The 19,710-nt window shown below is 72.0% G+C and carries 21 protein-coding genes and 1 pseudogene; 12 read left to right on the plus strand and 10 right to left on the minus strand.

Annotated elements, in window-relative coordinates; all coding sequences use genetic code 11:
- The first annotated feature begins 295 nt into the window (after positions 1-295).
- Together ada and ACFE8Y_RS15155 are read left to right on the plus strand one after the other, a co-directional pair.
- The gene (gene ada, locus ACFE8Y_RS15150) at positions 296-1,375 is read left to right on the plus strand and encodes a bifunctional DNA-binding transcriptional regulator/O6-methylguanine-DNA methyltransferase Ada (RefSeq protein ID WP_375465215.1); all 1,080 of its coding nucleotides are present in this window, start codon (positions 296-298) and stop codon (positions 1,373-1,375) included.
- Complete coding sequence (locus ACFE8Y_RS15155) at positions 1,372-2,082, plus strand: 2OG-Fe(II) oxygenase (RefSeq protein WP_375465216.1); 711 nt, start codon at positions 1,372-1,374, stop codon at positions 2,080-2,082. The genes ada and ACFE8Y_RS15155 overlap by 4 nt, the downstream gene beginning before the upstream one ends.
- A 53-nt stretch (positions 2,083-2,135) precedes the next feature.
- Here ACFE8Y_RS15155 and parC read toward each other — a convergent pair whose 3' ends face one another.
- Together parC and recO are read right to left on the minus strand one after the other, a co-directional pair.
- On the minus strand, positions 2,136-4,382 hold the full coding sequence (gene parC / locus ACFE8Y_RS15160; protein ID WP_375465217.1) for a DNA topoisomerase IV subunit A: 2,247 nt from the start codon (positions 4,380-4,382) through the stop codon (positions 2,136-2,138).
- Positions 4,383-4,424: 42 nt separating this feature from the next.
- The gene (gene recO, locus ACFE8Y_RS15165; protein WP_375465218.1) at positions 4,425-5,150 is read right to left on the minus strand and encodes a DNA repair protein RecO; all 726 of its coding nucleotides are present in this window, start codon (positions 5,148-5,150) and stop codon (positions 4,425-4,427) included.
- Positions 5,151-5,266: 116 nt separating this feature from the next.
- Between recO and ACFE8Y_RS15170 the strand changes: the two genes are divergently transcribed.
- Positions 5,267-5,677, plus strand: coding sequence for a hypothetical protein (locus ACFE8Y_RS15170; RefSeq protein WP_375465219.1), 411 nt, complete (start codon positions 5,267-5,269; stop codon positions 5,675-5,677).
- A 51-nt stretch (positions 5,678-5,728) separates the two neighbouring features.
- Complete coding sequence (locus ACFE8Y_RS15175) at positions 5,729-6,415, plus strand: gamma-glutamylcyclotransferase (protein WP_375465220.1); 687 nt, start codon at positions 5,729-5,731, stop codon at positions 6,413-6,415.
- Here the strand turns inward: ACFE8Y_RS15175 and ACFE8Y_RS15180 are convergent.
- From ACFE8Y_RS15180 to ACFE8Y_RS15205, 6 genes are all read right to left on the minus strand, one after another.
- Entirely contained in the window at positions 6,412-6,555 is a 144-nt protein-coding gene (locus ACFE8Y_RS15180; protein ID WP_375465221.1) for a hypothetical protein, read from the minus strand. The genes ACFE8Y_RS15175 and ACFE8Y_RS15180 overlap by 4 nt on opposite strands.
- Positions 6,556-6,707: 152 nt before the next feature.
- Entirely contained in the window at positions 6,708-10,202 is a 3,495-nt protein-coding gene (dnaE, locus tag ACFE8Y_RS15185) for a DNA polymerase III subunit alpha (protein WP_375465222.1), read from the minus strand.
- 206 nt (positions 10,203-10,408) lie between these two features.
- Positions 10,409-10,597 carry a hypothetical protein gene (locus tag ACFE8Y_RS15190; protein ID WP_375465223.1) on the minus strand — a complete coding sequence of 63 codons (189 nt, stop codon included), beginning with the start codon at positions 10,595-10,597 and terminating at the stop codon, positions 10,409-10,411.
- Positions 10,598-10,631: 34 nt separating this feature from the next.
- A complete protein-coding gene (locus tag ACFE8Y_RS15195) occupies positions 10,632-11,387 on the minus strand; it encodes a phosphatase PAP2 family protein (protein ID WP_375465224.1) in 756 nt (251 codons plus the stop codon).
- 229 nt (positions 11,388-11,616) lie between these two features.
- Positions 11,617-12,144 carry a 2'-5' RNA ligase family protein gene (locus tag ACFE8Y_RS15200; RefSeq protein WP_375465225.1) on the minus strand — a complete coding sequence of 176 codons (528 nt, stop codon included), beginning with the start codon at positions 12,142-12,144 and terminating at the stop codon, positions 11,617-11,619.
- Between the two features lie 44 nt (positions 12,145-12,188).
- On the minus strand, positions 12,189-13,322 hold the full coding sequence (locus ACFE8Y_RS15205; protein WP_375465226.1) for a radical SAM protein: 1,134 nt from the start codon (positions 13,320-13,322) through the stop codon (positions 12,189-12,191).
- Positions 13,323-13,396: 74 nt separating this feature from the next.
- On the opposite strand from ACFE8Y_RS15205, the gene ACFE8Y_RS15210 reads away from it, so the two are divergent.
- On the plus strand, positions 13,397-14,350 hold the full coding sequence (locus ACFE8Y_RS15210) for a hypothetical protein (RefSeq protein WP_375465227.1): 954 nt from the start codon (positions 13,397-13,399) through the stop codon (positions 14,348-14,350).
- Between the two features lie 9 nt (positions 14,351-14,359).
- Here ACFE8Y_RS15210 and ACFE8Y_RS15215 read toward each other — a convergent pair whose 3' ends face one another.
- On the minus strand, positions 14,360-14,587 hold the full coding sequence (locus ACFE8Y_RS15215) for a hypothetical protein (protein WP_375465228.1): 228 nt from the start codon (positions 14,585-14,587) through the stop codon (positions 14,360-14,362).
- Between the two features lie 108 nt (positions 14,588-14,695).
- Between ACFE8Y_RS15215 and ACFE8Y_RS15220 the strand changes: the two genes are divergently transcribed.
- From ACFE8Y_RS15220 to ACFE8Y_RS15250, 7 genes are all read left to right on the plus strand, one after another.
- Positions 14,696-14,836 carry a hypothetical protein gene (locus ACFE8Y_RS15220; protein WP_375465229.1) on the plus strand — a complete coding sequence of 47 codons (141 nt, stop codon included), beginning with the start codon at positions 14,696-14,698 and terminating at the stop codon, positions 14,834-14,836.
- Between the two features lie 51 nt (positions 14,837-14,887).
- Positions 14,888-15,865: a glutathione S-transferase family protein gene (locus ACFE8Y_RS15225; RefSeq protein WP_375465230.1), complete on the plus strand. Its 978-nt coding sequence runs from the start codon at positions 14,888-14,890 to the stop codon at positions 15,863-15,865.
- Between the two features lie 41 nt (positions 15,866-15,906).
- Positions 15,907-16,389, plus strand: a complete 483-nt coding sequence (locus tag ACFE8Y_RS15230) for a hypothetical protein (protein ID WP_375465231.1) — start codon at positions 15,907-15,909, stop codon at positions 16,387-16,389.
- 89 nt (positions 16,390-16,478) lie between these two features.
- A complete protein-coding gene (locus tag ACFE8Y_RS15235) occupies positions 16,479-17,396 on the plus strand; it encodes a tetratricopeptide repeat protein (RefSeq protein WP_375465232.1) in 918 nt (305 codons plus the stop codon).
- A gap of 138 nt (positions 17,397-17,534) precedes the next feature.
- The gene (locus ACFE8Y_RS15240) at positions 17,535-18,203 is read left to right on the plus strand and encodes an LON peptidase substrate-binding domain-containing protein (protein WP_375465233.1); all 669 of its coding nucleotides are present in this window, start codon (positions 17,535-17,537) and stop codon (positions 18,201-18,203) included.
- A gap of 55 nt (positions 18,204-18,258) precedes the next feature.
- A complete protein-coding gene (locus tag ACFE8Y_RS15245) occupies positions 18,259-18,492 on the plus strand; it encodes a Trm112 family protein (protein WP_375465234.1) in 234 nt (77 codons plus the stop codon).
- Positions 18,493-19,203: 711 nt separating this feature from the next.
- Positions 19,204-19,599: a hypothetical protein gene (locus tag ACFE8Y_RS15250; protein WP_375465235.1), complete on the plus strand. Its 396-nt coding sequence runs from the start codon at positions 19,204-19,206 to the stop codon at positions 19,597-19,599.
- 25 nt (positions 19,600-19,624) lie between these two features.
- Here the strand turns inward: ACFE8Y_RS15250 and ACFE8Y_RS15255 are convergent.
- Positions 19,625-19,710 (minus strand): annotated as a pseudogene (locus ACFE8Y_RS15255) (STAS/SEC14 domain-containing protein); the annotation flags it as partial.

Genomic DNA, 19,710 nt, shown 5'->3' on the forward strand with positions numbered 1-19,710 from the left:
CTCCCCTCTCCCGACCCTCGCTCACGCGAGGCCCACCCTCCCCCGCAGAGGGGGGGAGGGCGCGCGCGGAATCGAACCGATCAACCGGAAACCGTACGATCCCTCCTCGCTAAGGGTGTGGGAGCCGCGTCGCGTACGAGAGTCCGGGAATCCCATCCGCGCCGCGGTCTCTCAGCCACGCGGCGAACCGAATTCGGGAGCAAGGGACGGGATGCCGGGCACGCGTAAGGCGCCCAGTCTGCGGGGGACGCGAGGGCCCGGCCCGGCCCGGTCGCGCCAGCCTCGGAGGACCGCCATGCCGACGATCGAGACAGCGCCGACGACCCGCGAGGCCGGCGACGCGGCGCGCTGGGCGGCGCTCGCCGCCCGCGACGCGAGCGCCGACGGGCGCTTCGTCTACGCCGTGCGCAGCACCGGCGTGTACTGCCGGCCGAGTTGCCCGTCCCGGGCGGCCCGGCCGGAGAACGTCGCCTTCCACGCCACCTGCGCCGACGCGGAGGCCGCAGGCTTCCGCCCGTGCCGGCGCTGCCGCCCGAACGAGGCGTCGCTCGGGGCGCGCCGGGCGGAGGCCGTCGCCCGCGCCTGCCGCCTGATCGAGGCCGCCGAGACCGTGCCGGCGCTGGACGCGCTCGCCCGCGCCGCGGGCCTCAGCCCGTTCCACTTCCACCGGGTGTTCAAGGGCGTCACCGGCGTCACGCCGAGGGCCTACGCCGAGGCGCGCCGGGCGGCCCGCGTCGCCGCCGGCCTGCCGCGGGCCGACAGCGTCACCGCCGCCCTCTACGAGGCCGGGTACAGTACCGCGAGCCGCTTCTATGCGGGCGCTGCCGGGCGCCTCGGCATGGCGCCGAGGGCCTACCGCCGGGGCGGGTCGGGCGAGACGATCCGGTTCGCGGTCGGGCCGTGCAGCCTCGGGGCGGTCCTGGTGGCGGCCACGGCACGGGGCGTATGCGCGATCCTGCTCGGCGACGATCCCGACGCCCTGCTCCGCGACCTCGAAGACCGCTTCCCGAACGCCGACCTTGCCGGGGGCGATGCCGGGTTCGAGGCGCTGGTGGCGCAGGTGGTCGGCCTCGTCGAGGCGCCGGGCCGACCGGTCGACCTGCCGCTCGACATCGGCGGCACCGCCTTCCAGCAAAGAGTCTGGGAGGCCCTGCGAAAGATCCCGGCCGGGACGACGGCGAGCTACACCGACATCGCCCGGGTCCTCGGCGTGCCGGGCGCGGTGCGGGCGGTGGCGCGGGCCTGCGGCGCGAACGCGCTCGCGGTGGCCATCCCCTGCCACCGGGTGGTGCGGGCGGACGGCGCGCTCTCGGGCTACCGCTGGGGCATCGCGCGCAAGCGCGACCTGCTCGCCCGCGAGGGCGTCGACCGGTGACCGCGCCCGCGGATGCCGTGGCGGGCCTGGATTGGCCGCGGATCGAGGCGGACCTCGACGCCTTCGGCTGCGCCGCCACCGGCCCGCTCCTCGACGCGGCGGCCTGCGCCGCCCTGCGCGCGTCCTACGACGACGCGGCGCGCTTCCGCAGCCGGGTGGTGATGGCCCGCCACGGCTTCGGGCGCGGCGAGTACAAGTATTTCGCCCATCCCCTGCCGGACGCGGTCGCCGCGCTGCGCCCGGCCCTCTACCGGCGGCTCGCACCCGTCGCCGACCGCTGGAACGCGACGCTCGGCCTCGATCTCCGCTATCCGGCCGAGCACGACGCCTTCCTCGCGCGCTGCCACGCCGCGGGCCAGACCCGGCCGACGCCGCTGCTGCTGAAGTACGGGCCGGGCGACTACAACTGCCTGCACCAGGACCTCTACGGGACTCACGTCTTCCCGCTCCAGGTGGCGATCCTGCTCTCCGAGCCGGGGCGGGATTTCGGCGGGGGCGAGTTCGTGCTGACCGAGCAGCGGCCGCGGATGCAGTCGCGCGCGGAGGTGGTCGCGCTCGCCCGCGGCGAGGCCGTGATCTTCGCCGTCCACACCCGCCCGGTCCAAGGCACGCGGGGCCCCTACCGCGTCACCCTCCGCCACGGGGTCAGCCGCGTGCGCTTCGGCGAGCGCTACACCACGGGCCTCATCTTCCACGACGCGACGTAGCGCCGGGAGCCACCGGGCGGCACCGCGGCCCGCGCCGGCAATCGGATGAAGCCCTACCGGCCGAAGCGCTCGAACTTCGGGAAGCTGCGGGTCATCAGCGTGCCGGCCTCCGCCCGGTGGCCCATCCACTTCTCCAGCACGCCCGCGTTGGCGAGCCGCGGCTGGGCGGACCCGTCGCGCCACGGCAGGCCCTCGGCCAGCGGGAAGACGCAGGCGTCGGCGAGCGTCGCCTGCCGGCAGCGCTGGAGCCGCACGCCCTTGCCGCGGACGAGCTCCGGCAACTCGGCGGCGGGGAACACCAGCAGCAGCTTGTCGGCGCTGCACACCGCGACGTGGTCGCCGTCTGCCGGCACCAGCAGCACGGCCTTCGCGTCGCCGTCGAGGCCCAGGATGCCCTTGCCCTTGCGGGTGTTGGCCACGAGCGCGTCGGCGGTTGCCAGGAAGCCGCGCCCGTCCGAGCCGGCGATCAGCAGCCGGGTCTCCGGCCGGTAGGGTAGCGCCGCGACGATCTCGGTGCCGTCGTCGAGGTCGACCATCAGGCGGATCGGATCGCCGAAGCCGCGCCCGCCGGGGAGCTTGGCGGCCTCCAGGGTGAAGACCTTGCCGTTCGAGGCGAGCACCAGGATCTTGGCGGTGGTCTCGCTCGGGAAGGCGATCTTGACGCGGTCGTCGCCCTTGAAGGCCACCGCCGACAGGTCGGCGACGTGACCCTTCAGCGCCCGAATCCAGCCCTTCTCGGAGACGATGACGGTGACCGGCTCGCGCTCGACCATCGCCGCGGTGAAGTCGATGCCGGCGGTGTCCGGCGGGTTCTGGAGGGTGGTGCGGCGCGCGCCGAGCTTGGTCTCCGGCCCGAACGCCTTCTTGACCGCCCGGACCTGCGCCTTGATCGCGCTCCACTGCTGCGGCTCCGAGCCGAGAAGGGCCTCCAGGCCGTCCTTCTCCCGGGTCAGCGCGTCGCGCTCGCGCTTCAGCTCCATCTCCTCCAGCCTGCGCAAGGACCGCAGCCGCGTGTCGAGGATGGCGTTGGCCTGCACCTCGGTGAGCGCGAACCGGGCCATCAGCGCGGGCTTGGCCTCGTCCTCCTCGCGGATGATGCGGATCACCTCGTCGAGGTCGAGGTAGACGATCAGCAGGCCGCCGAGGATCTCCAGGCGCCGCCCGATCTGCCCGAGGCGGTGCTGCGAGCGGCGCCGGAGCACGACGCGGCGGTGGTCGAGCCATTCGCGCAGCACCTCGGCCAGCCCGATCACCCGGGGCACGAGGCCGCCGACGAGCACGTTCATGTTGAGGGGCACGCGCGCTTCGAGCTCGGTCAGCCGGAACAGCGATTCCATCAGGATCACCGGGTCGACGCTGCGGGAGCGCGGCTCCAGCACCACGCGCACGTCCTCGGCCGACTCGTCGCGCACGTCCGCGAGCAGGGGCAGCTTCTTCTCCTGGAGGAGTTCGGCGAGCTTCTCGATGAGCCGGCCCTTCGGGATGCCGTAGGGGATCTCGGTGACGACGATGTTCCAGGTGCCGCGGCCGAGATCCTCCCTGGCCCAGCGGGCGCGGACGCGGAAGGCGCCGCGGCCGGTGCGGTAGGCCTCGGCGATCGATTCGGCCGAGTCGATCAGGATGCCGCCGGTGGGGAAGTCCGGCCCCTGGACGAACGCGTTGAGCTGGGCCGACGTCGCCGCCGGGTTGGCGATCAGGTAGAGGGCCGCGTCGCACAGTTCGGCCGCGTTGTGGGGCGGGATCGAGGTCGCCATGCCGACGGCGATGCCCTGGCTGCCGTTGGCGAGCAGGTTCGGGAAGGCGGCCGGCAGGACCGAGGGCTCGTCCTTCTCGCCGTTGTAGGAGGGCCGGAAATCGACCGTGTCCTCGTCGAACCCGTCGAGGATCAGGCGGGCGACCTCGGTGAGCCGCGCCTCGGTGTAGCGGTAGGCGGCCGGGCCGTCGCCGTCGATGTTGCCGAAGTTGCCCTGCCCGTCGACCAGCGGGTAGCGCTGCGCGAAGTCCTGCGAGAGCCGCACCAGCGCGTCGTAGATCGCCTGGTCGCCGTGGGGGTGGAAGTCGCCCATCACGTCGCCGACGATCTTGGCGCACTTCTTGTGCGCGGTGTTCGGGTCGAGGCGCAGCAGCCGCATGCCGTAGAGGATGCGCCGATGCACCGGCTTCAACCCGTCGCGGGCATCCGGCAGGGCGCGGTGCATGATCGTGGAGAGCGCGTAGGCGAGGTAGCGCTCCTCCAGCGCCGACTTCAGCTCGACGCTCTGGATGCCGTCCCCGCCCGGCGGCTCGAAGGGCTGGCCCATCACGGCTCCGTTCCTTGTTTCACGTGGAACATAACACGAACATCAGGGGTCGGCATCCAGGCCGGCCGCGACGAATCGTGCGCGTTCCTCCGGGGCGGGCAGCGCCCGCGGTTCCCAGATGTGCTGGTTGAGGAAGTAGCCGGTCAAGGTAAAGCCGTTCCGCACCGCGTCGGCCCCCTCGATCCGGCCCCCGGCGCGCAGGAATCCCGGCAGCGGCAGCAGCTTGTCGCGGTAGGGCTCGCCGGCGGACGCGCTGACCGCGCGCCCGCTTTTCGGGGAGACGTAGATCAGGGCGTCGTTGCTGCCGGTGGCCGCGCAGGTGCCGAGATCGAGGCCGAAGCCGAGCTCGGCCAGGATCGCCAGCTCGAACCGCACCATCAGCGGCGGCGCGATGGTCTTGTCGTGCAGGTGCTGGATCAGCACGCGAGCCGCCTCGAACAGTTCGGGGTGCGGGTCGCGCTCGGGCAGGAGCCGCAGCAGGCCGGCGGCGTGACCGATCCCGTACAGCGCCAGCCCCGAGCCGATCAGCCGGGACAGGGCCGATTCCAGGGGCTCGACCGCGAAGGACCCGAGGCGATCGTCGAGGCGCGCCCGCCACGTCGCGCGCAGCAGGTTCCCGGGCTGGAGCACCGGCTGCATCCGGCGCGAGCGCCCGCCGTGGACGAGGCCGAGGTGGCGCCCGTGCCCCCGGGTCATCGCCTCCAGGACGGTCCCGGTCTCCCCGTGCCGGCGCACGCCGAGCACGATGGCGTCATCGTTCCACTGCATCGGGGCAAGATAGGGGTTTCCGGTGGGTTGCGTGAGCTTTGCGACGCGCCGCGGCCCGGTCGGCTTCCGGAAGGCGGCCGCCCGCGGTAATTTCGCATCGGGAGAGAGGTTCTTCGATGCCGGGCACGATCCATCCAGCCGCCGCGCTGCTCACCCTTGCCGTCGCCGTCGGCGGGTGCATGGCCCGTGGGGAGACCCCCGCCTCCACGGTGACGCAGGCGCCGAAGACCCTTCGCGAAAAGATCGCGGCGCTGGCGCTCAGGCAGGTGCCGTTCGGCTCGGTCTCGCTGCTCCCGGTCCGCTTCGAGTCGAGCCGCATCGCGGGACCGTTCGAGGATGGCGGGCGCACGCTCTGGTGCGTGTCGAGCCACATGAAGGGCCGCACCTTCGGCAAGGCCGAGCGGCCCAAGCTCGTGATCCGCGCGGACGCGGCGACCCTCACCGTCATCGACGACGACGAGGTCTGCCAGGGCCACAGGACCGAACCGTTCCCGGAACTGGAGACGCTCGGCAACGCGAAGGGATGACCCGGGCCGGACCGCGCCGTCCCCAGCCCCGTCCTTGCTCCCGGCCGAGCGATGCCAAGACCCCTCGCCCTGACCCTTGACCTCATCGCCCGCGCGCATTCCGTGCCGGTGCCCGACGACGAGACGGCGCTCCAGGTGATGACCGACGCGGAGCTGAAGCCCGGCCTCGACGCGATCGTCGCGCGGCACGCGGGCGGCGGCGGCCTGTGGGTGTTCGCCTACGGCTCGCTGATGTGGCGGCCGGAATTCGCCTATTCCGAGCGCCGGATCGGCACGGTGCGCGGCTTCCACCGCCGCTTCTGCCTGCTCCAGCGGCGCTTCCGCGGCACGCCGGAACGCCCTGGTTTCGTCCTTGCGCTTGATCGGGGCGGCCTGTGCCGCGGCGTCGCCTTCCGCCTGCCCGGCATCGACGTGCGCGAGGCGCTGATGCCGGTCTGGCGCCGGGAGATGCGCGGGCGCGGCTACGTCGCCCGCTGGCTCCCCGTCGCGACGGAGGCCGGCACCGTCTCGGCGCTGACCTTCCTCGTCAACCGCGCCAGCGACCGCTATTCCGGGCGGCTCACGGATGCCGAGATCGCCGAGAAGATCGCGGCCGCCTGCGGCCATGTCGGGCCGAGCGCCGAGTACCTGTTCCGCACCGTCGAGGCCTGCGAGGCGCTCGGCATCCGCGACCGCCACCTGTGGAGCCTTCAGGCGCTGGTGGCCGAACGCCTGCGGGCGCGCGCCGCCGCCACCTAAATCCAGCCGCGCTTCAGCGCGATGGCGACGCGTCCGCCCGCCTGCTCGGAATCCGGGTTGCGCAGTTCGCGGAATCCCGGCGCCCGCCCGGTCGTCAGGTAGACGATCACCGTCAGCATCAGCACCACCTTCGACCGCATCGCCCTCGTCCCGCTCGGTTAAGCGAGGCTGTTTAGGACCGATCCGTTTTGACGACGTTGCGCGGACGCACATGACGGGATGTCGGCAGGCGTTCCGGTCGAACGTGGTTGACGCCCGGTAAAACGACGGCGGCCCGCGCGCCCCGTGCGCGTCAGTTCACCTCCACCTGCACCACCCCCGGCACCGCCCGCAGCGCCCCGGCGATCTGCGGGGTCGCCTGGTACTTGCCCGGGAGCTTGACCTCCACCTCGCGGTCGCCGTCCAGCATCAGGATCAGGGAGACCTCGCCCTCGCCGCGGACGGCGAGGCGCTGCTGCACCGGGCCGATCGGCCGCCCGTCGCGCAGGTAGATCCGCATGCCCTTCTGGTAGCGGGCGACCGCGGCGTCGAGGGGCTCTGCCTGGAGGATGCGGGCGCGCACGTCCTCGCCCTCGACGCTGGCCTGGAGCTGGAGCACCAGCGGCTGGCCCGGCTCCAGGATCTCGCGGTACTGCCCGAGCCCTTCCGAGAAGATGATCGCCTCGAAGTGCCCGGTCTGGTCCGACAGGGTGACGATGCCGAGCTTGTTGCCGGTCTTCGTGCGCCGCTCCGCCCGGTCGAGGACGGAGGCCGCGACCTTGCCCACGCTCGACGTGCCGGCGCGGACCGAGCGGCAGAACTCCGCCCAGCTCTGCACCCGCAGCTTGGCGAGCAGGTCGCCGTACTCGTCCAGCGGATGGCCCGAGACGAAGAAGCCGATGGCGTCGTACTCGCGCTTGAGCTTGTCGGCCATCGGCCAGCACTCGTGGGGCGGGATGCGCAGGGACACCGTCTCGGAGACGACGCCGCCGAACATGTCGCCGATGCCGGCGGTCTCGGCCTCGGCCGCCCCTTGCGCGAGCTTCATCATCGCCTCGACCGCCGCGAACGCCCGCGCGCGGTCCGGCTCGATGCAGTCGAGCGCGCCGGCGGCTGCGAGGCTCTCCAGGGTGCGCTTGTTGACGTGGCGCGCGTTCAGGCGCCGGGCGAGGCAGCCGAGGTCCCGGAACGGGCGCGCGCCCCGCGCCTCGACGATCGAGCGCACCGCCTCGCGGCCGACGCCCTTGATCGCGGCGAGCGCGTAGCGGATGCGCCCGTCGTGCACCTCGAAGCCGACGCCCGAGGTGTTGATCGAGGGCGGCTCGACCGTGATCTTCAGGCGCTGCGCGTCCTGGCGGAATTCGGCGAGCTTGTCGGTGTTGTCGATGTCGAGCGTCATCGCGGCGGCGAGGAACTCGGTCGCGTAGTTCGCCTTGAGGTAGCCGGTCTGGTAGGTCAGCAGGGCGTAGGCCGCCGCGTGGCTCTTGTTGAAGCCGTAATCGGCGAACTTCGCCAGCAGGTCGAAGATCTCGTGCGCCTTGGGCTTGGTCAGCCCGCGCTCGGTGCAGCCCTTCACGAAGCGGTCGGCTTGCGCGTCCATCTCGGCGCGGATTTTCTTGCCCATGGCGCGCCGGAGCATGTCGGCCTCACCGAGCGAGTAGCCGGCCAGCAGCTTGGCGATCTCCATCACCTGCTCCTGGTAGACGATGATCCCGAACGTCTCCCGCAGGACCGGCTCCAGCTTCGGGTGCGGGTACCAGGACGCCTCGTTGCCGGCGTCATGCCCGAGCTTGCGCGCGCAGTAGACCGGGATGTTGGCCATCGGGCCGGGCCGGTAGAGGGCGACGAGCGCGATGATGTCCTCGAAGCGGTCGGCCTGCATCTCGCAGAGCGCCTTGCGCATGCCGGCCGATTCCACCTGGAACACGCCGACCGTCTCGCCGCGCCCCATCGGCGCGTAGGTTTTTACGTCGTCCAGCGGCAGGTCGGCGAGGTCGATCACGATGCCGCGCTGCTTGAGCAGATCCGTGCAGCAGCGCAGCATCGTCAGGGTCTTCAGTCCCAAAAAGTCGAACTTCACCAGGCCGGCGGCCTCGACCCACTTCATGTTGAACTGCGTCACCCGCATCCCCGTCTTCGGGTCGCGATAGAGCGGCACGAGCTGCTCCAGCGGGCGGTCGCCGATGACGACGCCGGCAGCGTGGGTCGAGGCGTGGCGGTGAAGCCCTTCGAGCTTCCTGGCGATCGCCATCAGGCGGGCGACGACCGGCTCCTCGGCGATCGCCGATTGGAGCTTCGGCTCGCCCTCGATCGCCTGGGCCAGGGTCACGGGGTTGGCCGGGTTCTGCGGCACGAGCTTGGTCAGCTTGTCGACCTGCCCGTAGGGCATCTCCAGCACGCGGCCGACGTCGCGCAGCACGCCGCGCGCCTGGAGCGTGCCGAAGGTGATAATCTGCGCGACCTGGGCCTCGCCGTAGCGCTCCTGGACGTATTGGATCACGCGCTCGCGGCCCTCGACGCAGAAATCGATGTCGAAGTCCGGCATCGAGACGCGCTCGGGGTTGAGGAAGCGCTCGAACAGCAGGCCGAAGCGAAGCGGATCGAGGTCGGTGATCAGCAGCGCGTAGGCCACGAGCGAGCCCGCGCCCGAGCCGCGGCCGGGGCCGACCGGGATGTCGTGGGCCTTGGCCCAGGTGATGAAGTCCGAGACGATCAGAAAGTAGCCCGGGAACTGCATGTTGACGATCACGTCGAGCTCGAACGCCAGACGGTCGCGGTAGGTCTGCTCCGTGAAGCCCTCGGCCGGCCCGTGGCGGGCGAGGCGCTCGTCAAGCCCGGCCTCGGCCTGCCGGCGCAACTGGTCCGGCTCGCTCAGGGCGACGATCGCGGCCGGGCCGCCCGCGGCATCGGCCGCCGCGCCCTGCGCCGCAACCCGCGAAAAGTTCGGGAGGATAGGCTTGCGGGTGCGCACGCGGCAGGCGCAGCGCAGCGCGATCTCGACGCTGGCCTGAAGCGCGTCCGGCAGGTCGGCGAACAGCTCGGCCATCTCGCCCCGCGTCTTGAAGCCGTGGCGCGGGGTCAGCCGGCGGCGGCGCTCGTCCGAGACGAGGCGCCCGTCGGCGATGGCCAGTAGCGCGTCGTGGGCGTCGTAATCGTCGGCACGCGCGAAGAACGGCTCGTTGGCGGCGACCGGCGAGAGGCCGAGGCGGTCGGCCATCCGCAGCAGCTCGGCCTCGACGCGGCGCTCGTCGTCGAGGCCGTGGCGCTGCACCTCGACGTAGAGGTGCGCCTCGCCGAAGATCGACCTCAGCCGCTCGACGCGCGCCGCGGCGAGGTCGGGGCGGCCCGCCCGCAATGCCGCGTCGAGGGGGCCGGTCGGCCCACCGGTGAGCACGATCAGGCCGGCGGCGGAGTCGGCCAGCGCCTCGACCGAGACGCGCGCCGCCTCGCCGAGCGGGTTGTCGAAGTGGGCGCGGCTCGCTAAGCGCAGGAGGTTGCCGTAGCCGGCCTCGTCCTGCGCCAGCACGACGAGGCTCGGCATCGGGCCACCGCGCCCCGCCGGGTCGCCCGCCTCGAAGGCGACGGAGATCTGCATCCCGGGGATCGGCTGGACGCCGGCGCCCGCCGCCTTCTCGGAGAATTCCAGCGCGCCGAACAGGTTGTTGGTGTCGGTGAGCGCCAGCGCCGGCTGCCGGTCCCCGGCCGCGGCCTTGACGATGTCGGCGACCTTCAGCGCGCCCTCGAGCAGGGAGTAGGAGGAGTGGACGTGGAGGTGGACGAATCCGACCTCCCTGAGTTCGCGCGCCATGACCGACCTTGCTGGAGGGTGGGCAGGATCGCGGGTCGGGCGTTAAGAGTCGATCATCGGGAGCGAGCCCGGAGGCGATGTCCACCGCTCTGTGCCCTCGCGGCATCACGGCGGGCGGCATCTCGTCGCCCTTCGCGACGGAATCCGATGTTTGCTGTGCGCAACTCAGGGCGCGCCGCGGATCGGGCGGCGACGCGCAGCACCCGCTAACGGATCGGGGCCAGGGCTATCCCCCAGGCCGCCACCGCCGCCGCAAGCAGCCCGAAGGCCATGAATTCCGCCATGCCGGTAAGGACCATCCGCTTGAGCATGTCCGTCGCCTCCCTTGCTACGGTGCTTATTTTGTTCTTGTTTTGTTCCATGTAAAGCGGGTAGGGACGGGCGCGTTCGATCATGGTTAAGCGTTCGTGATGCGCGCCGGCTGAACCCTCACACCGGCGGCGGGTCCGGCGCCTCGACTTCGCCCCGGCGCTGGAGCTGGAGGGCGGTGAACCAGCACAGGGCCGCCCAGGCGGCGCCGACGCACCAGCCGGCGACCACGTCGCTCGGCCAGTGCACGCCGAGGTAGACCCGGCTGAGGCCGATGAGCAGGCTCATCGTCACGCCGAGGCCGAGCACCAGCGCCTTGACGCGCCGGCGGCGCTCGATGCGGGCGAGCAGCGTCGCGAGCGTCAGGTAGGCGATCGTCGACATCATCGCGTGCCCGCTGGGAAAGCTCGCCGTGAACACCTCCATGCCGTGGGGCACGAGGTCCGGCCGCGGGCGGTGGTAGACGGCCTTGAGCGCGGTCGAGACCAGTTCGCCGCCGCCGACCGCGCCGATCACGAACCAGCCGACCCGGCGCTTGCCCGTCAGCATCAGGTAGGCGGCCACCGCCGCCGTCAGGAACACGATGGTGAAGACGCTGCCGAGCCCGGTGATGTCGCGCATGGTCTCCTCCAGCCAGCGCGGCCCGATCGGGTCGGCGAGGTCGGCGGGGTTGCGCAGGGCGAGCAGGATCTTGCGGTCCAGCGCCTCGGTGGAGCCCTCGCCGACCTCGTGCGCGAGGGCGAGGAAGCCGTAGCCGAGGCCGCTGACGGCGATGAGCGCGGCGAGCGGCCCGATCTCGTTGAGGCGCAGGCGCAGCCACACGGCGGTGGCGTGCGTGAGGACGGGGCGGCGGCGCAGGGTCTCCGGCGCCCTCATCGGGTGGAGATCCGACGGCCGACGATGACGGAAACGCGCGTCTTCCCTCCCCCCTCTGCGGGGGAGGGTGGCCCGCGAGCTAAGTCGGGAGAGGGGTGCGCCGCATCCGGACAGCGCGCACCCCTCTCCCGACCCTCGCTGACGCGGGGCCCACCCTCCCCCGCAGAGGGGGGAGGGAATGCGCGGCGATGTTCGACCCCGGTTCCGTCCGCCGAGCCTTCCATCCCGCTCACCCGTTCTCTCCGAAGGCGAAGCGCGTCCGCGCCTCCCACGGCCCGCCGAGGTAGCGCCACAGCAGCGTGGCGGGCGCGGTGAAGCGGAACGGCGTGAAGCCGTGCTGGAGCGCGGCGTGGAGCGCGCGGGCGGTCTCGGGCGACACCTTGTTCTGCACGGTCACGTGCGGGCGCCAGCCCTGGCGGTCCTGCGCGGTGAGGTGGCCGTCGAAGGCCCGCGCGAGCTTGGCGCGGAAGCCCGAGAGCGCCTCGGACTCGAGGCTGTAGGCCACGCCGCGGCCGATGAAGCGCAAGCCCGTCACCGCCACCTCCGGCGCCGGCATCGTGCGGGCGAGCGTCGCGATCGTCTCGATCACGCCGCGCTCGGCCTCGCCGGGCAGGTGGTGGAACAGGGTGGCGTGCGCCGGGATGAAATTCAGGTTTTCCGGGAAGTGCCGCCGCCGCAATCCGTCGAAGTGCGCGAAGGTGTCCGCGTCGAAGGCGAGCGTCAGGATCAGGGGCGGCTGGAGCGGCGGTTCGGACATGCGGGCCTTCGGCGACGGCGCGGGGCGGAGGATACGGGGTTCGATCAGGTCCAGTACAGCACGCGCGCGGCCGGCAGGTCGCGGGCGAGCGCCGCGGTCAGGCTCTCGCGCATCGCCTGCATCAGGTCCTTGGGAAACACGTACTTCACCGAGCCGAACTTCGTGAGCTTGCGCGTGCGCGCGGCCTCGTCCAGCGGCAGGTCGGAGCCCGGATACCAGCCCTGAAGCACCTGCTTGGAGCCCGGCGTGAAGCGGTGGGTGATCAGTTCCGCCGTCAGGTCGAGGTCGGGGACGCCCGCGAGGGCGGCGGCGGCGTCGCGGATCAGCCCGGCGTAGCCCTCCTGCCAGCCCGGCACGGGCAGGATCGGCGCGATGGTGAGGCCGACCGGGTAGCCCGCCCTCGCCATCGCGCCCATGGCGGACAGGCGCTCGTCGAGGCTTGCGGTGCCGCCCTCGTAGCGGGCGGCGGCCCGGGCGTTGACCGAGAAGCGGATGCGGGTGCGCCGGTTGTGGGCGAGCTCAAGCAGCGGCGCGACCGCGGAAAACTTCGTGGTGAAGCGCAACTGCACCGGCGCCTCCCAGGCCCCGAAGTGCCGGATCGCCGCCGAGAGCGAGCCGGTGAGGTGCTCGATGCCCAGCGGATCGGTGTAGCAGGAGGCCTCGAAGGTGGTCCCCTCCCGCGCCCGCGCCGCCTGCGCCGAGGTGATGGCGCCCTGGCCGAGGTAGCCCGCGAGGTTGTCCAGGATCGCGTCGAGGTTGGCGTAGGCCCGCGTCACCGGCGGCCCCGACAGGGAGCCTGCGAGGTAGCAGTACTGGCAGTGGGCCGGGCAGCCCTCGGCGAGGTCGAAGCGCCAGTCGGCCGAGGGCGGGATCGGCTGGAGCCGGAGCTTGGTCGGCGGCGCGACCACGAGGGCCAGCGTCGCCTTCGCCTCGGCGTAGGCCCGGCGCGGGTCGGCCCCGCGCAGGCCGGTGAGGCGGTTGGCGGCGAGGCGCTCGACGGGAAGGCCGAGGTGCTCCGCCCGCGCCAGCATCGCGCGGCCGTGGGCGTGCTCCAGGGCCGCGGGCGTGACCAGGACCCGGCGCGGGCGCCACGCGCGCGCAGGCCGGACGGGCGCGGGCTCGACGGAGGCGGACTTGGACGGTGCGTGTTTGGACGGTGCGTGTGCGGCGGCATTCATGGACGGCGAACGCCCCGAACGGGGCGCCGGCTCCGGCCTTTCGCGCGCGGCGGGCTGCGGCTAAAGCACCGGCCATGGTCTCGAAGCGTCCCCTCTTGTCCAGGCGGTGGGACACCGTGCACGAGGGGCGGGACGGCTGGCTCTTCCTCACGGGCGGCAGCAACAGCGTCATGGACCAGTACCGCGGCGGCCTGCGCCAATGGTGGGTCCTGCGCGGCTGGACCCGGCTGATCAAGGCCCGCGCCGCGCGCGCCGCCCGCCTCGGCATCCGGTGCGTTCACGTGATCGTGCCGGAGAAGCTGTCGGTCTACGATCACATGACGCGCGACCTGCCCTACGACCCGGCCAGGGCCTCGACCCGGCGCCTCGCCCGGCGGCTTGCCGGGGAGCCGTCCTACCTCGACCTCCTGGCCCCGTTCCGCGCCGCCCGCGACGGCCCGGAGCCGCTCTACCTCCGGACCGACACGCACTGGTCGGCGCACGGATGCCTGCTCGCCTATCGCTCGGTCATGCGGGCGGTCGCCGCCGTGCCGCCCGCCGACATCGGCACGCGCCCGGTCCACGGCGAGACCCGGGTGATGGACCTCGGCGACAAGCTCGCCGGCCGGCCGGCGGAGCACGTCGCCTTCGCGATGGTCCAGCGCGACGCCGTGCGCGTCGAGACCGGGGCGCTGCTCGCGGCCTACGAGGGGCAGGGACGCGCGCAGGAACTCCACGTCGGCGCCCACGCCGTGTACCGCAACGACAACCCGGCCGCCGACCCCCGCCGCGTCGTGCTGTTCGGCGATTCCTACGCCCACTTCGCGCCGATCCTGCTCACCGGGCTCCTGGCCGAGAGCTTCGCGGAACTGCACTTCGTCTGGTCGTCGAGCCTCGACTGGGCCTACATCGAGCGGGTCAGGCCCGACATCCTGCTGTTCGAGCTGGCCGAGCGCTTCCTCGCCCGCCTGCCCGCCGACGACTTCGACGTCGCCGCCGGCCGCAGGACGGGGCAGGGCGCAGCACCGTCCCCGCCGCCGATCGGCTGACCGTTCCCATCAGTCGATCGGCTGGACGGCGCCGGTCTCCTCGATCAGGCCGCCGGCCTGCGCGGTGAGAAAGCTATCCGGCGTGCAGCCGATGCCGACCAGCAGCACCAGGAGCACGGTGAGGCCGGCCAGCACCATCGTGACCCGGTCGGCGTGACGCCGCAGGGCATGGATCACGGCGCAGCCCCCGGTGAACACGGTCGCTTCGACGAGCGGCATCGCAAGGGCCATCGACATGGATTCGTGATGCTCCGTGCCTCGACGTCGCGGATCGCAGATCGCGCCGAGCAAGCGTCGGGCCATCCGGTTCGTGGACTTCCCGGCGGAGGTTGCAGGCGGCCTACGTTGCGTGAGAGGTTCCGGCGCGCGAAGGTCGACGAGATCGCCACCGTGCGCCGCCGCGACATGCACGGCATCGTCGGCCGCCTGAAAGACCCTTGCATGCGGCAATTGTCGGACGCCTTGCGGTTCTTCATCGCCGTGTAGACCGCCGTCCGCCGACGCACGGACGGACCTGGAAGAGAAGGGACCAACCCCATGGGATTGCTCGTCGAAGGCGTGTGGCAGGATCGGTGGTACGACACGAAGGCGACCGGCGGCCGCTTCGAGCGCAAGGCGTCCGCCTTCCGCAACTGGGTCACCGCCGACGGCGCGCCCGGCCCGTCCGGCGAGGGCGGGTTCAGGGCCGAGCCGGGACGCTACCACCTCTACGTCTCACTCGCCTGCCCATGGGCGCACCGCACCCTGATCGTGCGCGCCCTGAAGGGCCTGGAGGACGCGGTCTCGGTCTCGGTGGTCGATCCGCACATGGGGGCGGAGGGCTGGGTGTTCGGCGCCTCCCCCGGCGCCACGCCGGACCCCGTCAACGGCGCGTCCCGCCTCTACGAGGTCTACCTCGCGGCCGACCCCGCCTATACCGGCCGGGTCACCGTCCCGGTGCTCTGGGACAGGACGCGCGGCACCATCGTCTCGAACGAGTCGGCCGAGATCGTGCGCATGCTGAACGGCGCCTTCGGCGGCACCGGGCCGGACCTCTACCCGGAGGACCTGCGCGCCGAGATCGACGCGGTGAACGCCCGCGTCTACGACCGGGTCAACAACGGCGTCTACAAGGCCGGCTTCGCGACGGAAGGCGCCGCCTACGCCGAGGCTTTCACCGCCCTGTTCTCCGAACTCGACGCGCTGGAGGCCCGGCTTGCCCGGACGCGCTACCTCTGCGGGGACCGGCTCACCGAGGCCGACATCCGGCTGTTCACGACGCTGGTGCGGTTCGACGCGGTCTACGTCGGCCACTTCAAGTGCAACCGGCGGCGCGTCGGGGACTACGCGAACCTCTCCAACTACCTGCGCGACCTCTACGCCCTGCCGGGCGTGGCCGGCACGGTGAACCTCACGCACATCAAGCGGCACTATTACGAGAGCCACCCGACCATCAACCCGACCGGCATCGTGCCCCTCGGGCCGGACCTCGACTTCGCGGCACCCAACGACCGCGCCTCGCGCTTCGGCGCGTGAGGCGGTCTCGACGGATGCCGGCGGCCTCTTACATTCGCCCCATGACGACACGCCAGATCCTCCGCCGCCTCGCCCTCGCCGCCGCGCCGCTGGCGCTTGCCGGACCGGCCTGGTCCCAGGCCGCGGTGCAGCTCGACGGCACCTGCGAGACGCTCGTCATCGCCGGACAGGACGCGACCGCCGCGTGCAAGGGCGTGCTCGGCAACACCGCCGAGCGACGGCGGACGACCTTCGACTTCTCCACCGCGGACGGCCGCACCCTGAGCTTCAGCGGCACCGGCGCCCAGCAGGAGCGCACCGAGGACACCGACCCGCTCCAGCCGATCAACCTCGTCACCACCGGCACGTCGAGCGAGAAGGGCGTCGTGCGCAACCCGTTGCCCGCTGTCGGCGCCTGCCGGTTCTCGACGCCGGCACCGGGCCGGACCGCGATCACCTGCGAGGCCACGGCGTCCGACAGCCGCGCCTTTGCCGGGACCTTCGTGACGCAGGCCAAGGCCGCCCCCGGAGCGCCCGCGCAGTAGTGCCGTGGGCCCGGGGCCGGACTGGTCAGGCGCCGTGCCGAGTCCCATGTACCGGGTCCGACGAAGAAAGTTCCAAGGCCCGGCACCGCATGCTCAACGACACGCTCGCCACGGACGCCCCCCGGGGCACCGCGCCTGACCTCATCCGGGACACGACCACGGCCGGCTTCCGTCAGGACGTGATCGCCGAGTCGATGAACCGCCCGGTGCTGGTGAATTTCTGGTCACCGCGTGCACCGTCGAGCAGGACGCTCGCGGCCGTTCTGGAAACGATGGTCCGTTCGGCCGGGGGCAAGGTCGTGCTCGTGAAGATGAACGTCGACGAGCACCCGGCCGTCTGGGGGCAGATCGGCCAGCAGCTCGGCCTTCAGGGCGTTCCCGCCGTGGTCGCCATCGATCAGGGCCGGCCGGTCGACATGTTCGAGGGAGCACTGCCCGAGGCCCAGATCAAGGCGTTCTTCGATCGGTTGGCCGGTCCGAGTGAAATCGACCGGGTCATGGCCGAGGCCGCCCTCGCCCTCGAGGAGGGCGACCTTGCCGGCGCCTCCGAACTCTACGCCGCGGTCCTCGGGCAGCAGCCCGACAACGTCGCGGCGCTGGCCGGCCTCGCCAAGATCCAGCTCGACGCCGGCGAACTGGAGAACGCCAAGCAGGTGCTGGCGATGGTGCCCGAGGAGAAGGCGTCCGATCCGGGCCTCGCCGGCATCCGGGCGGCGATCGAGCTGGCCGAGCAGGCGGCTGCGCTCGGCGACCTTGCCGGCCTTCAGGCCGAGGTCGAGGCCGACGGGAACGCCCATCAGGCCCGGTTCGACCTCGCGCTCGGGCTCAACGCCCGCAACGAGCGGGAGAAGGCGGTCGATCACCTGATCGAGATCATCCGCCGCGACCGGACCTGGAGCGAGGACGGCGCGCGCAAGCAACTGCTCCAGTTCTTCGAGGCCTGGGGTCCGATGGACCCGGCCGCGATCCGCGGGCGCCGCAAGCTCTCGACGCTCCTGTTCGCCTGAGAGTGGTCCGACGCGGCGCCTGCCGGCTGCCATGTCGGCGGCCTGCCGCCTGAAGGCACATCGACGCAGAAGACGACGGATCGGCTCCATGAAGACCATGTGTTGGAGGCTCGCGTCAGGAAGGCCGGTGGAGACGCCATGAGTACGCATGCGGGCTACAAGGGGCCGGCCGACTGCCCGTCGGTGATTCCGATCTTCCCGCTGCCCGGCGCGCTGCTGCTGCCGCGGGGGCAGATGCCGCTCAACATCTTCGAGCCGCGCTACCTCGCCATGATCGACGACGCGCTGCGCACCGACCGGGTCATCGGCATCATCCAGCCGGATGCCGAGGGCGGAGCGTCGCCGATGAGCCCGAAGCTCTACCGTGTCGGCTGTGCCGGCCGCCTCACCCAGTTCGCGGAGACCGGCGACGGGCGCTACCTGGTCTCGCTCACCGGAATCAGCCGGTTCCGGGTCGAGAGCGAGCTGGCCTCGGCCAGCGCCTATCGCCGCTGCCAAGTGTCCTACGACGATTTCGCCGTCGACTTCACGGCGCGCGCCGGGGAGGACGCGGTGGACCGGGAGGGCGTGCTCAGGGCGTTGCGCGATTTCGTCGATTCGAACGACCTCAAGGTCGATTGGGCGGGGATCGAGGAGGCGCCGAACGAGGCGCTGGTCAACGCGCTGTGCATGATGAGCCCCTTCGGCGTGCGCGAGAAGCAGGCCATGCTGGAGGCCGCCGACCTGAAGACCCGCGCCGAGATCCTGGTCGCGGTCACCGAGATGGAGATGGTGCGCGGCTCCAGCCCCGAGTCGACGATGCAGTGACGCGGCGTCGTTCCTCCGCTACGAACCCGCGACCGCGCCCTGGAGACGACCGGACATGGAGCAGGACATCACCACCCAGGACATCGCCACCCAGGACCTGCCGCCCGTCGAGGCGACCCGCGTCGACCCGAAGCTCCTCGAACTCCTGGTCTGCCCACTGACCAAGGAGACGCTGGAATACGACGCCCGGCGCCAGGAACTGATCAGCCGCTCGGCCAAGCTCGCCTACCCGATCCGCGACGGCATTCCGATCATGCTGCCGGAGGAGGCGCGCGCGCTGACCGACTGAGGCGCGGGCCGCCGTCGCCATCGTTCGCAACGGGGGAACGCGGTCGCCTTTCCTGCTGGTCGATCTCGTGACGCCTGCCCGATGCCTTGGGCTCGACCGGATCTGCGCAGCGGGTGACGCGCATCACGACCCGGGCGCGACGCCCTCGCGCCATGCCGCGTCACCGAAGGCATCCGTCACCGTCGGGGGAGCACCTCTCGACTTGGGCTCCCTGGAGCGCCCCTTGCCCTCTCCCGCAGAGGGGAAAGGGAAGGACGCGCGGGTTACGGGTTACGGGGCGCGCCGCCCCCCGAACCAATCAGCCGGAAACCGTATCATACATCTTGAGACCGGTGCTGCGTGGATCGGGCGAAGCACTGCGCGGCCCCCTCTCCCAGGGGGAGAGGGCTGGGGTGAGGGGCGTGCCGTATCCGGTGCGTTCTCATCCCTCACCCTGTCCCTCTCCCGAACGGGAGAGGGGACCTGCGCTCTTCCCGGATCGCGTGGAGCGATGTGTGCATCCGCAAGCCCACGAGGGGGAATCGGCATGGGCTGGAGTTCCTGCGGAAGACTGTCGTGAACGGCAAAGCTTGAGCGAGGACAGATCAGCCGGTGCCATAGTCTCGCCGCTTCCGTCGATCACCTGACGTTCAGCGCGGATCGACGATACCGACGCATCCGCGCCGCGTCCTGGGCGGCGGTCGAACGAACATCCCCTCCGAGGTTGGCTGCATGTCGAAGACGCTCACGGTTCTTGCCCTCGCCGCCGGCCTGTCGCTACCGGCGGTCGCCGCGTCGGGCGCCTCGGAGCCGGGCGCCTACAACGGCACCTGGGCGGTCGAACTCGTCACCGAGAGCGGTCTGTGTAGCGCCCGCTACAGCTACGCGGTCGCGATCCGCGAGGGGCAGGTGCAGCTTGCCTCGACCGCCGAGCCCGGCACGCGGATGAGCGGCCGGGTCGGGCCGGACGGCACGGTGGGCCTGAGCGTGTCGAACGGCGGCGCCAGCGGCGCCGCCTCGGGGCGGCTTCAGGCGCAGGGCGGCGCGGGCACGTGGAAGGTGTCCGCGCTCTGCTCGGGCCGCTGGACCGCCCGGCGCAGCACAACCCTGACCGCGCAGGCGCAGTAGGCGGCGCTGGCAAGGGCGCGCCGCCCTACGCGGCGGCGAGCCAGGTGCGGGCCTCGTCGAGGCGGGCACGCTCGAACACCTTGATCTTGGCCGGCGAGACGAAGCCGAAGG

The sequence above is a fragment of the uncultured Methylobacterium sp. genome, assembly GCF_964242245.1.
Taxonomy (GTDB): Bacteria; Pseudomonadota; Alphaproteobacteria; order Rhizobiales; family Beijerinckiaceae; genus Methylobacterium.